The sequence below is a fragment of the Acinetobacter sp. YH12201 genome, from assembly GCF_013418145.1.
In the GTDB taxonomy this organism is placed as follows: Bacteria; Pseudomonadota; Gammaproteobacteria; order Pseudomonadales; family Moraxellaceae; genus Acinetobacter.
This window is the reverse complement of record NZ_VPCP01000082.1, coordinates 1-13,395: the sequence shown is the minus strand read 5'-3', so window position 1 is coordinate 13,395 and position 13,395 is coordinate 1. Positions and strand designations below refer to the sequence as shown.

10 protein-coding genes and 1 pseudogene are annotated in these 13,395 nt (G+C 41.4%); 2 read left to right on the top strand and 9 right to left on the bottom strand.

Going from position 1 to position 13,395, the window contains the following annotated elements; genetic code table 11:
• Positions 1-87: MerR family DNA-binding transcriptional regulator (locus tag FTU91_RS16690; RefSeq protein WP_257221746.1), on the bottom strand; the 87-nt coding region annotated here is incomplete at its 3' end.
• 569 nt (positions 88-656) lie between these two features.
• On the opposite strand from FTU91_RS16690, the gene FTU91_RS13630 reads away from it, so the two are divergent.
• Positions 657-1,280: a bifunctional 2-polyprenyl-6-hydroxyphenol methylase/3-demethylubiquinol 3-O-methyltransferase UbiG gene (locus FTU91_RS13630; RefSeq protein ID WP_180082487.1), complete on the top strand. Its 624-nt coding sequence runs from the start codon at positions 657-659 to the stop codon at positions 1,278-1,280.
• 136 nt (positions 1,281-1,416) lie between these two features.
• Here FTU91_RS13630 and FTU91_RS13625 read toward each other — a convergent pair whose 3' ends face one another.
• From FTU91_RS13625 to FTU91_RS13595, 7 genes are all read right to left on the bottom strand, one after another.
• Complete coding sequence (locus FTU91_RS13625; RefSeq protein ID WP_086194901.1) at positions 1,417-1,917, bottom strand: Dps family protein; 501 nt, start codon at positions 1,915-1,917, stop codon at positions 1,417-1,419.
• Between the two features lie 776 nt (positions 1,918-2,693).
• Positions 2,694-4,052 carry an ATP-binding protein gene (locus FTU91_RS13620; protein ID WP_180044455.1) on the bottom strand — a complete coding sequence of 453 codons (1,359 nt, stop codon included), beginning with the start codon at positions 4,050-4,052 and terminating at the stop codon, positions 2,694-2,696.
• Positions 4,052-4,714, bottom strand: a complete 663-nt coding sequence (locus tag FTU91_RS13615) for a response regulator (protein WP_086194903.1) — start codon at positions 4,712-4,714, stop codon at positions 4,052-4,054. Before FTU91_RS13615 ends, FTU91_RS13620 begins: the two co-directional genes overlap by 1 nt.
• A gap of 140 nt (positions 4,715-4,854) precedes the next feature.
• Positions 4,855-6,162, bottom strand: coding sequence for a TolC family protein (locus FTU91_RS13610; protein ID WP_104442406.1), 1,308 nt, complete (start codon positions 6,160-6,162; stop codon positions 4,855-4,857).
• Entirely contained in the window at positions 6,159-6,485 is a 327-nt protein-coding gene (locus FTU91_RS13605) for a DUF3240 family protein (RefSeq protein ID WP_016165445.1), read from the bottom strand. Before FTU91_RS13605 ends, FTU91_RS13610 begins: the two co-directional genes overlap by 4 nt.
• On the bottom strand, positions 6,478-9,561 hold the full coding sequence (locus FTU91_RS13600) for an efflux RND transporter permease subunit (protein WP_086194905.1): 3,084 nt from the start codon (positions 9,559-9,561) through the stop codon (positions 6,478-6,480). Before FTU91_RS13600 ends, FTU91_RS13605 begins: the two co-directional genes overlap by 8 nt.
• A gap of 10 nt (positions 9,562-9,571) precedes the next feature.
• Complete coding sequence (locus FTU91_RS13595; RefSeq protein WP_180082485.1) at positions 9,572-10,810, bottom strand: efflux RND transporter periplasmic adaptor subunit; 1,239 nt, start codon at positions 10,808-10,810, stop codon at positions 9,572-9,574.
• A 604-nt stretch (positions 10,811-11,414) separates the two neighbouring features.
• On the opposite strand from FTU91_RS13595, the pseudogene FTU91_RS13590 reads away from it, so the two are divergent.
• Positions 11,415-12,565 (top strand): annotated as a pseudogene (locus FTU91_RS13590) (IS3 family transposase).
• Positions 12,566-12,868: 303 nt separating this feature from the next.
• On the opposite strand, the gene hemJ reads toward FTU91_RS13590, so the two are convergent.
• On the bottom strand, positions 12,869-13,321 hold the full coding sequence (gene hemJ / locus FTU91_RS13585) for a protoporphyrinogen oxidase HemJ (protein ID WP_086194909.1): 453 nt from the start codon (positions 13,319-13,321) through the stop codon (positions 12,869-12,871).
• Between the last annotated feature and the right edge of the window lie 74 nt (positions 13,322-13,395).

The following is a 13,395-nucleotide window of genomic DNA, read 5'->3' as shown; positions in this document are numbered from 1 at the left end:
AGTGCCTTCTTCATCCCAACGCCTTAATGTTTGAATGGAAACACCTAATGTTTTAGCTGCAACGCTAATGCTTACATATTTACTCATGTTGTATATAATAGTATAGAAATAAGTAGATTTCAATTAGCAGTTACAAACCCTACTTTCAGATCATTTCGGGCAACACAGGTTTTTCAGGAATGCTAAAAGCAAAAGTCTTTAGCTGATTTGCTCATAGATTCCCCTTGCTTTCTGTTTCACAGGGCGGCCTTTAACGCAGACTCCCGCCATTAAAATGTTAGGTGCAGCATAAAGCCTGCATCTGCAACATAACCCTATTCGACACCTTCCAACTGTGCTGGAGTCGGTCGGTTTTCTTTACATCAATTCGACAGTATTTATCCAGCTGAACCAAGCGAATTGCATCACAGGCATCTGATTTAGGCTTGAATCTTGGCATCAGTGGACGGAATTGAACCGCTGTACCATCAGCTCATTTAAAGAATTAGGCTTTTTTAGGTTTGTGCTTATTTTCTTTTAGTCGTGCATGTTGTTTGGCATTAAAAAATTTAGATCATGCTGCAAGATGACAAACCTGTTGTTGTAGCGACATGTGTTTGGGGTAGCTACAATCGATGAGGTATTTTTAGATTTTATTGAGTAAAAGGATGATCCATATGCATCAAGAATGGGACAAACGTTATCGGGAAACACAACATTTATATGGCTCAGAAGCAAATGTATTTATTCAGGACATCAGCCAACGTTATGCGATTTCTGGCCGTACCTTGGCTATTGCAGAGGGTGAAGGGCGTAATATCCTGTATTTAGCACGTACAGCACGAGAGAAGCATTTAGCATTTAGTGCCGAGGCGTGGGATTATTCGCAAGTTGCTCTTGAAAATGCCCAGGTATACGCACAAGAACAAGGGATTGAATTGCAAACCCGGCAGATCGATTTGACTACAGTGAAATGGCCAGAAGATCAATATGACAATATTCTGTGTGTATTTGGTCATGTCGATCCAGCTACCCGATTAAAAACCTTGCAGGGTGTACGTCAGGCACTAAAAAATCACGGTCATTTTATTGGTGAGGTATATTCCAAAGCACAATTTGCTTATAAAACCGGTGATCCTGGCAATCCTGATTTTCTATATGATCCTCAAGAAATTTTAGAAGTATTTCAGGACGATCATATTGTTCACTTTTTTGTCGGAGATGTAGAACGTTATGAAGGACAATTGCATCAGGGCAAAAGCCACGTGATTCAATTTATGATTGAAGTGCTCAAAAAGTGAAGCTAACAATTAAATTATGAGCTGAGTCACTCTCTCATTTATTTATAAAAAATGAGAACCATCTGTTTTTGCAACAGATGGTTCGCTTGATTGATAAGCTTGCGGAGATATCTACCGGTTGAATAGCAGTAGATCGTTACTCTTCTAACAGGCTTCTTAACATCCAGGCTGTTTTTTCATGAACTTCAAGTCTTTGTGTGATCAGATCTGCTGTTGGCTGGTCATTAACTTCATCCACGATGGGAAATAGACTTCGAGCAGTGCGTGCAACAGTTTCATGTGCATTGACCAGCAGGCTGACCATTTCCTCGGCTTTAGGAACACCTTCTACTTCTTTAATGGCAGTTAATTTTACAAATTGTTTATAGGTTCCTGGCGCAGGAAATCCCAATGCCCGAATTCGTTCAGCAATAATATCCAGGGCATTCCATTGTTCGGTATATTGAGTCATAAACATGTTATGTAAGCTATTGAATTGTGGCCCAGTCACGTTCCAATGAAAGTTATGGGTCATCAAATATAAGGTATAACTATCCGCTAGCAGTTTAGATAACCCTTCCACGATTTTGGCACGATCACTATGAGAGATACCAATATCAATTTTCACTGCTTTAGATTCTTTTTTAGAACTCGCCATTTTTGAGACTCCTTGTATTTTAAAGGTATATTTATATTAATTTAGCTCGATCTACTCTCTAAGACCTGAGCAATAGAGACTACGTGTTTTAGCCCTGATAAAGAAATTTTTGAACCGTCGACCCATATTCAAATATTCTGCAGGATATCAGCAAAGCTGCAAACATTAGTATTCTGTTGAGTTATATAAATAACATACATCTTACCAAGATGTATTGAGAATTAACGAGAGTTAATTACGCTCGCACAAATATAAATTATGGCAGCAAAACTTGAGTATGTTTTATAGCTAAGTATGGCTATACGTTTGAATTATTTTCAATTTAAAAAAGTAATTTTCGATAAAATATCGCCATTGATACATACAATGATCAGATATACGCTGAACTTTATACAGTTAGCTTTGGGAAGCATTACTGCTTTTACGCCATGATGATCAAATTCCTTCAATAACTAATTTAGTATGTGTACCGCTATGTATACAATCTGTGACTTTACCGAGGCAGAGTTGTTCCATTTTCGCCCATTGAGCATCTGTAAGCATGTATCTATCCATGATGAAACTATAAACGAAATAGTCTTATTGGCCCAATTCTCAACACACCATAAAAATCAAGTTATGCTTTTTAATAAAATTTATGCCGATTTTCACTGTCATATTGCAGCCTCTTATCTAAGTGTAGGATCGCGAGCTTATTTGACCTCTGTCACCACACGTAGTGGTGACAACCTAATTTAAAATTTTAAAAATTACTCTTGGGTACTATCTTAGTACAGTTATTTATTTTTGATTTTAAACTCAATCCTAATCACCAGACCGCCAATGGCATCTGCCCGGCGGGACTCAATTTTTCCGTGGTATAGATCGACAATTTGCTTAACAATCGATAAGCCTAGACCACTGCCAATAACTGTACTGTTCTGATTCACTCGATAAAATCTTTGAAAAATCAGAGGTATTTGTGCTTCATCCAAACCGATTCCATTGTCCTCAATCTGCACAAAACTATAATTTTCAACACAGCCACAACTAATTTTAATGAGACACGGACGTTCCTGGCTACGATAGATAATGGCATTTTCTAAAAGATTACGGAGCATAATTTCCAATTGATCCATTTGTGCCATGACCAGGGCTGACTCCAGTTGTAGCTGTAAGTCAATCTTTGCCTGACGAAGCTGAAAATCCATCATCGCAAGGGTACTTTGAATCATATTAACCAGATCAACCGGGCCTTGAATTTGTTGACCATTGGGTTCTATCCGGGCCAAGGTCAGTAACTGCGTGATCATTCGTGAGGCCTTATCAATGCCAATGATAATGTCCTCTGCTGCTTCTCGTGCCTCCTCAGTAGAACGTGCACTCTGCAAAACTTGTGCATGCAAACGGATCGCCGCCAAAGGTGTACGTAACTCATGGGCTGCATTTGAGGTAAAACGTTTTTCACGTTGCATGCTTTCTGCAACTTCACTCAATAATGTATTTAATGACTTCACCAAAGGTTCGATTTCTTTGGGCACGACAGGGTTGATGGGTTTTAAATGTTCAATCGACTGCTTTTCCAGATTTTGACTGATACTGAATACAGTGGACAAATTGCTACGTACGGTCTGCAAAATCAGCCAGGACAATAATGGTAAAAAAAATGCTGAAACCACTATTAAAAATAGTAGCATATCTCTCTGGATATCCTGACGGATGGTCCAGACCTGTGCAATTTGTACTTGTATAGTGTGAGTGCTGTCCCAAACCGAATAACTGCGATAGGTTTGATTGTGAATTTTAATCCAGCCAAAGTTGGCTTGCTGAACAAAGGGGTGTGTGTCCACGCCAACCGAACGATAAATCAACTTGCCATTACGATGCCAAATCTGAAATATAATCTGATTATAATGCTCACCTTGAGCTTTCTCGATGACAGTATGGTCAGGGATTCGCCCTTCCAGTGAACTTGAAGTGGTCGAGAGTAAAGCATGGGCGGTTTCGACCAGTGATTTATCAAAGATATTGTTCGCCGTGCGCTGCATTCCCCAGTAGATACAGCCTAGACTACCCACCCAGACAGTGGCGGTGATAACCAGTAAAATCAATGAGAGACGCCGGGTCAATGAATAACTGCGGATGAAATTGGCCATCAATAATTTTCATCCATAATATAGCCAAAACCCTGTACTGTACGGACAATGTTTTTTCCAAGCTTGCGCCGTAAATTATGAATATAGACCTGGATCACATTGCTGCTTACATCCGCATCATAGGCATAAAATGAGTTTTCTATGCTCTCCCGTGAAATAATCCGGCCACGGTTAAGAATAAAGAGTTCCAGCAAGTGAAATTCTTTCTGAGTTAATTCAACTTCAGTTTGATCTCTCAGTACCTGTTTGGTCGCTTTATTAACTGCAATATTGCCAATCTGAATCAAATCACTCACTTCACCTGAAATACGGCGCAATACCGCTTGAATCCGTGCAATGACTTCATACAAATCATATGGCTTAACTACAAAATCATCTGCTCCTGCATCCAAACCTGAAATACGCTCCTGAATTTTATCCTGAGCAGTCAGAATAATAACGCCTACTTTATTCTTTTTACGGCGCAGTGACTTTAAAACTTCCAATCCATTCCGGTCTGGCAAACCTAAATCAAGCAAAATAAACTGATAATCATAACTCGCCAAAAAATGATAGGCTTGCTCTGCTGTGGTGGCGATATCGACCACAAAATTTGCATGATCTAAGCCCCGTGCTGTCGCCTTAGCCAGTAAGGCATCGTCTTCAACTAACAATATTCTCACGTCTGAGCTACCTTCTCATTCTGCTACTTATAAGCCTATATTTATTTCTGTGAAAGCGGCAGGTACTCTGGCCCAAGAAAGACAGAACACCAACCGAATAATGATCATACAAGGCATTGATATATCAGCACTCTACTATTTTACTCTGCCTGATGATCCTCATGTAAAGGCCATAACTGATGCGAATTCAGCAATAGTAAACTCAAGCTTTCTGCATAATCAATTTTGGCTTGATCAATTCGACCGCGCGCATCAACCAGTTGCTGTGAATGAAGTAACAGTTCATTTAAACTCAATTCACCAAGCTTATATGCTTTTTGCATCAATCCATGTTGTTGCTGTAACTGTGCCAAATTCTGTTGAGCCTGCTCACTCCGTACAGTTGCCGACTCCATCTGCGTAAACCAGTATTGCGTTTCCTGACGCAAACGGTTTTCTACTCGTCCGATCTCAAAATTGGCCTTTTGAGCTTCCGCCATGGCCATACCAGAAGCTATACGCACTTGCCGACTGGCGAGTGGAATTGAAACGCTCACACTCATCAAGTTTTCAACGCCAGACTGTTCACGACTATAGCCCACTCCGACCGTAGGATTAGGTACCCGATTGAGTTGCTCTCTTTTGACTAATGCATCTTGCTGTGCTGCCTGTGTTTTAACCAGCTCAAGCTCATGGTTGGCAGACAAAACCTGCTGTATCCATTCAGTCTGTGTATATTCGAGTGGTCGAATTTTGATGACATCACTGCTCCAGTGTTCTGGAATATTTCCCTGATAATCACGTGACAATAACTGCTGTGCTTGATAGTAAGCTGTTTTAGCCTGCATATATTGCTCTTCGATTTGCCGCGATTCATTGCTAAGTAGCATCAGTTCCAGTCGTGGGGCATCTCCAGCACGAATACGCTGCTGGGTCATTTGCATATAGTGCTGTATTCTTGCTTGCTGTTCCTCTAAACGCGTCAATTGCAAAGCACTGCGCATATATGCAAACCACTGATTTAGCAAATTTTTGGCAACTTCATGTTTGGCATCTTCATATTTTAATTCCGCAATACTCATCCCTCGTTGCGCCAAATCCTGATCCAGCTCGTATTTGCCAGGCAAACGAATCTGCTTTTCAATACCAAAGCTCGGCTCATAACTATTGGACTTTGTTTGACCATCCTGGGCGTTGCTGTTACGAAGCTGCATGCCTGCACGCACGGTCCAGGGATGGCCCAGTTTTAGCCCCTGTCCTGCAAAATTGGCATAGTCCTGGTCCGAAACTGCCGATCGAACAGTTGGATGCTGTAACAAGCTCTGTTTGACCGCATCGAGTTGCGGCAAGACTTGATCCAAAGCGGGTTCCGCGGATACGACAGAAGTCATCATCACACAACAGCCCAAGCCCAGTAAACGTAAGGCTTTACCCAGCAAACGGGGTTGAGTCGCTATCTCTGGTTTCATTCGTTCACTTCTCCTTGACCAGCATAACCCGATGTTATGGTTGGTAATACCCAATAGAAACAGTCACTTGATTTAAATTTCTTTTGGATATGGGCTAAAACTAAAGGTACAGTTGCGAGGGGTAAAATCAACAGAATCAAATTACGCTCAGTTGCACCCCGAATTTTTTCTTGAATGTTGCGATAATGTTGGCGGCTGCCGAAACCTTGTGCCGGGATACAGGTACATCCTGTCACAATCTCGGGAATAAGCCATAAATGGCTCATTAATTCTTCCGCAATATCACTGGAGATGTTGATAGAGAGTTGGCACATTTCAGACATGAGTATCTCGCACTAAACCAAATTGTTTGAACAAGTTAGGAAGTAAAATCAGCGTCAGTAAGGTGCAGGAAATTAATCCCCCAATCACCACGATCGCCAATGGACGCTGAATTTCAGCACCTGGCCCAGTGGTAAAGAGCAAGGGAATTAAACCCAAAGCCGCGATACTTGCAGTCATCATTACTGGACGTAAACGTCGCATCGCCCCCTCACGAACCACTTCTTCAATTGCAACGCCGCGTGAAATGAGCTGGTTAAAATAACCGATCATCACCAAACCATTCAGTACGGCAATCCCCATTAATGCAATAAACCCAACAGAAGCAGGTACCGATAAATATTCACCGGTAATGGCTAAGGCTACGACTCCCCCAATTAAAGCAAAGGGAATATTCACAAAAACCAGTACTGCCTGACGAACAGACCCTAAAGTTGTAAAGAGCAGGAAGAAAATCATGGTCAACGCTGCAGGGACAACCAGCATCAGACGCGCTGCTGCACGTTGTTGATTTTCAAACTGTCCACCCCATTTCAATGAATAGCCGGCCGGTAATTTAACTTTCTGGGCAACCTGCTGTTTTGCTTCCTCGACAAAACCAACCAGATCCCGGTCACGCACATTGGCACGGACAACGGACATTCTTGAAGCATTTTCCCTGTCAATTTTGACGACGCCTTCAGTCTTGACCATTTCTGCTAAAGAGGACAACGGTACAGCCGCTGAGTTTGCAACAGGTAAATTCATGTTCGCGAGGGCAAAACTGGATTGTCCCAGACGTGGATCACCTTTCATCATCAATGGAACTGGTCGCCCCTGTTCAATAATCGAACTAATCTGCTGCCCTTCAATGAGCATTTTGAGTTGTGCCTGTATGCTCTGACTATCTAACTGATTGCGGACAGCCATATCACGACGAATACGTAATTCCTGATATTGCACCCCAGAATTTTCCAAAGTCATGACATCTTCACTGCCTTTGATCCCTTGTAGAACGGTAGAGATTTGCTTAGACAGCTGATTCAGCTGATCTAAATCGGTACCAAAAATTTTGACGGCCAAATCTCCACGTACACCCGATAACATTTCTGAAGTCCGCATTTCAATCGGCTGACTAAAGGTGAGATTGACCCCAGGAACATCGGCCAATACATGGCGAATTTTGGCTAAAATCTGCTCCTTACTTTGTCCCTGCCACTGATCTTGCGGTTTCAAAATGACAAAGCTATCGGTTTCATTTAAGCCCATAGGGTCAAGGCCCAGTTCATCCGAACCGGTTCTTGCCACAATGCGGGCCACTTCTGGAACTTGTTTTAGAATTCTTCTTTGAATGTCCAGATCAAGTGCAATCGAATTTTGCAGGCTGATCGATGGCATTTTTTCCAGCTGCAATATGGTGTCACCTTCATCCATGGTTGGCATAAAGGACTTACCAATGAGTGGAAAAATGAGTGCAGCAACCACCAAAGCACCTCCGGCCAAAGCATAAACACGTTTCGGATGGGCCAAACTTGCATTTAACACCTTGCTATATGCCTGTTCCAGCTTAGCAACAATATACGGCGTGTGATGTGCTTGAGATTTTAAAAAATAGGAACACAGCACCGGAATAATCGTTAATGAAAAAATCAGTGAGCTCGACAATGCAAAGACAATGGTCAGTGCCACTGGAGAGAAAAGCTTCCCTTCCAGACCTTGCAACGTCATTAACGGAATGAAGACCAGCATAATAATGATCATTCCTGCAGTCACCGGCACCGCCACCTCACAAACTGCGCGATAAATGACATTCAGCGGGGGTAAAAACGAACGGTGTTTGGACTCGTGTGCATCTGCCAGTTGCATTTCGATATTTTCAACCACCACAACCGCCGCATCGACCAGCAAACCAATGGCAATGGTTAAACCACCCAATGACATCAGGTTGGCACTTAATCCAAACTGACGCATCATTAAGAAAGTACTCAACGCAGATAAAGGTAAAATCGCGGCAACCACCAAAGCGGCTCTTAAATTGCCTAAAAACAACAGCAATAAAATCAGGACCAATACAATCGCCTCGACCAAGGTTTTACTCACGGTATGAATGGCACGATTCACCAGTTCACCACGGTCATAAAAAGGCTTGATCGTAACGCCCGGGGGTAAGTTTTTCTCAATGTCATGCAAATGTTCACGCACACTTTGCACAACCTGACGTGCATTGGCGCCTTTTAAGGTGAGGACAATCCCTTCAACAGCTTCACCCTGACCATTTTCGGTTACCGCTCCGTAACGGGTAAGGGCACCGGTATGAACATCGGCGACATCCTTCACTTGCACCAGCGTCCCCTGATGATTGGAAACAATAATCTCACCCAGCTCTTGTAAATTGGTGACACGACTATCGCTACGAATCAGTAATGATTCTCCATTTTCATTCAGACGCCCCGCACCGTCACTTGCATTATTTAATTCAATTGCTTGTTTTAACTGATCAAGAGATAGACCTCTCGATGCCAGAGCATCCAGGTTAGGTGTCACTTCAAAGGTACGTGCCAAACCACCCAGGACATTGACATCCGCTACCCCTTCAATTTTTCTGAGCTGTGGACGGACGACCCGATCGAGCAAGGTTCGTTTTTCCATATCACTCATAGGACCATGTAAAGTGAACATAAAAGATTCACCTAATGGCGTCGTCATAGGCGCAATCCCGCCAGAGGCATTGCCAGGCAAAGCTGACATGACTCCAGTCAAACGCTCATTGACCTGTTGTCGGGCCCAATAAGGATCTGTCCCTTCTGCAAAATCCAGGGTAATGATTGCAATAGCATATTTAGATTGTGAACGTAGTACAGTTTGATGAGGGATTCCCAACATTTCCTGTTCTATCGGTACCACAATACGGCTTTCCACCTCTTCTGGCGTCATGCCAGGAGATTTCATCACAATTTGAACCTGTGTGCTTGATACATCGGGAAAGGCATCAATCGGCAATTTGGTAAATGCCAAATAACCCGCAACACTGATTGCCATACCCAATAACAGCATTAGGATTCGTTGACTCAGTGAAAATGCAATAATACGTTTTAACATGTGCCTAACCTCAATTCACCGCAGTGCTACTGCTGGCAGGTGGTGCCTGCTCTGCACCGAAACCTGACCAAACGGCTTTTAGACGTTCGACACCCCGCACAGCAACTTGAATTCCAGGTTTTAATGCATTTCCAATCACATGACTTTGCTGCTGGTTCGCACCCACCAGTTCCACAGGCATTGCCACGAAACCATTTTGGTTCTTGATAAAAATGAAGTGCTTGTTATCTTTTAAAGTTAAGGCAGTACTCGGTATTACCCATGCGGTTTTTGTTGTCGGGTTATGGCTTTGAATATTCGCTTTAACAAACTGTTGTACTTTTAAACAGTTATCCTTGGCCTGCATTTGGACTAGAACATTTTGAGATTGCGTATTGCCTGAAAGTGCTGGTGCAATTTGTTGTACCTGCCCGGTAATTTCACACCCCTCAACTTTGACCAAATCGCCAATCTGGATATATTTGCTATCCGCTAAAGGGGCTTGCAGCATTAATTGCAAAGGTAGATCACTATTCACCAACTGGCCCAGTACTGCACCAGTTTCTACATATTGACCTGCAGATACCTGTAAACTTTCTACACTGCCTCTGGCTGGACTTTTGACATACACCACGGGATTCAATCCCTGACTGCTACTTCCTCCCATAAACTGCAACATGCGTTGCTTGGCATTCAGATCAATATTCAGTCGTTGCACTACATTCTGGGCTTCCTGTACACGTTTTTCAGCAATAATCCCTTCTGCATATAAACTGCGTTCACGTGCCAAATTTTGGCTGGCTAATTGCAGTTGTGCACGAATTTGTAAAATTTCATTTTGAATCTGAATTAAATCGGGACTGTGAATAGCCAGTACAGGACTATGGAGACCAACTTCGGCTAAAGGTTGCACTAGTACCTGTTGCACTATACCCGCTACAGGACTCGTTAAGACCACTTTACTTTGAGGTGACCACTGCGCTTGCCCCTGCAAAGTCAGGGCGAGTTGTACATCTCTTGTCACTTGTCCTAAAGTTTGTAATTGAATACCTGCTTGTTGAATCTGTGTGGGCGAAATTAAAATCTGATTACCAGACACATCTATTGTCTCTGTTTCATTGGCGACTACATTTTGTGTCTTTGATTTTTCCGCTTTATTTTTATTTAGTAGTAAACTGCTGCCCCACCAAATTCCTAAAATCACCAAGACCAATGTGCAAATACTGATAAATAGTTTTTTATTTCGTAATACACTCACTTGCTGACTCACTGATCTACCCTCAAAAATATTTTCCCTCAGGGTAAAATCAAGTTCTTAAGATCTGATTAAATTTGAAAATTCAATTTTTTCGAGGCTTAAGCAAATGCTGGGTCGTAAAACTGTAGAAGTAAAAATTATCAAAGATGCCTTAGAGATTGCCCAGGCAAAAAGTACATATCGCAGATGCCCTTATTGCTACCCGGCGATACCCCACAGAACAATTGACATACTCGCCACACCTACGCAAAAGGTGAGCTAGTACAACTCTAGCCCTTCTCTTTTTCAAGTCAATTGCTTATCCGCTATTCAGGTTAGTAAAAGATATTTAAATAAAATCCCTACAATGTAGGAAAAATTCTTCCATATACTTTACTTTCTGAACTTTAATCATTATTTTTTAAAAGCAAAATTAATCATGCACGATTTTAATCTGAATTAATTCAGATTAAAATCAAATACTTATATAGATATTTTTTATTTTTACTTTATTATAAAAATTATTAGGCTAAATTAAAATCAAAACTCAGAGGTGGATCAGGAAATTTGAACAACACCTATAAGTGATATTTTGCTCCCCAAATGATGTTATAAACATCGATATAAGGAGTATTTTATGGCACGTAGACCAAGAAGAAATCATTCAAATGATTTTAAAGCTAAGGTAGCACTTGCTGCGATTAAAGCAGAAAAAACACTTGCTGAATTGAGTGCTGAATTTGATGTTCATCAAAACCAAATTATCGACTGGAAAAATCAATTGATTTCGGCTTCCTCGCAAGCCTTCGATCAATCAAAAGCTCCAGCAGAACCACCCATTGATCTAAAAAAACTACATGCAAAAATCGGTGAGCAGGCATTAGAAATTGATTTTTTAGAAGGTGTGTTGAAGAAACTGGGCCGCTTCAACCACAAAAGTTAATCGACGACTCACTTCAGATTTCAGTATCTAAGCAAGCTAAGCTACTGAAAGTCTCCCGTGGTTGTTATTACTATCGCCCAAAACCTGTGAGTGCATCAGATCTGAAGCTGATGCGCTGTATTGATGAATTACATATGCAATACCCTTTTGCAGGTAGCCGGATGATGCGTGATTTATTGAACCGTCAAGGACATCATATAGGACGACGTCATACACGTACTTTAATGAAAAAAATGGGCATTAATGCGTTATATCGTAAACCAAATCTAAGTCAGGTCAATCAAGCTCACCGTAAATATCCATATCTGCTCAAAGGATTGAATATTCAACGGAGTAATCAAGTGTGGTCTACGGATATAACATATATCCCTATCTATGGCAAAAGGCTTTGTCTACTTATGTGCTGTGATTGATTGGTACAGCCGTAAGGTGCTTGCGCATAGAGTATCGATTAGTATGGAGGTTGCATTTTGTATAGAAACATTAAATGAAGCTATTGAAAAATATGGTCGACCTGAAATATTGAATACAGACCAAGGCAGTCAATTTACCAGTGATGCGTTTATTGAAGTGTTAAAATCAAATGACATCCAAATCAGCATGGACGGTAAACTTGCGCAGTATACTGCTCATAGGTCGATAATGTGATGATTGAACGATTATGGCGGAGCGTTAAATATGAGGAGGTTTATCTCAAAGCCTACAGCAATGTTTTGGATGCGAAGAAGCAATTAAACGCATATTTTGAATTTTATAATTTGAAACGACCTCATTCGAGTCTGGACAAAATGACTCCAGATGAGTTTTACTATGACCAGCTACCACAACAAAATAAGGTAGCTTAACTGAGCAGAATATCACTTATAAATACGCTTTTAGTTGTTCAAACAAGTGGAACCACCTCTGCATCAGGGTTAAGTATATCTAGTGAATAGAATTTTTGGTCTCTAAGCACTTTTTAAAGGGAACATCATCGACTCAGATCCCTATTTGCAACAGTGCCATTAATCATATAAAGCATTAGATATAAATTACTCCTGCCTTTTATGAAGGTGAAAAGCACTGCTTTGTAGATGGAGGGATTCTATTTTTGAGGAGGTTTTAAATTCCTCATTTAATAGAGAGAATGTACTTTTAAATCAACTGGATTAAAACTGCGGTTTAACCACTACTAAAATCACTACTGCGAGTAAAATAATCGTTGGCATTTCATTAAAGAAACGCCAAAACTTATGTGATTTGTAATGCGGGTTTTCCATCAGTTTTTTACGGTAATAACCACAAACAAAATGGTAAATCACCAGTAAGCCCACTAATCCAACTTTCAGGTAAAACCAGAGTGCTTCATGGTAATGCCGAGTTGCATCACCCCAATCCACTAAAAAATGCGCTGTGATGAGAGTGGCAAGCATTGACGGCCACATGATGCCACGGTACAACTTGCGTTCCATAATTTGGAAACGCTGATGACTCGTGCCATCTTCACTCATCGCATGATAAACATATAAACGTGGCAGGTAGAACAATGCCGCGAACCAACAAACGACTGCAATAATATGTAATGCTTTTACCCACAAGAAAGCATCAGAAGGAGCATCCATCCATTCACCCTTTTAAAGGGCAGTGTGGCAGAAGTTGATCATCCATGGCTGAATGATCAACACTTCTTAGCTTA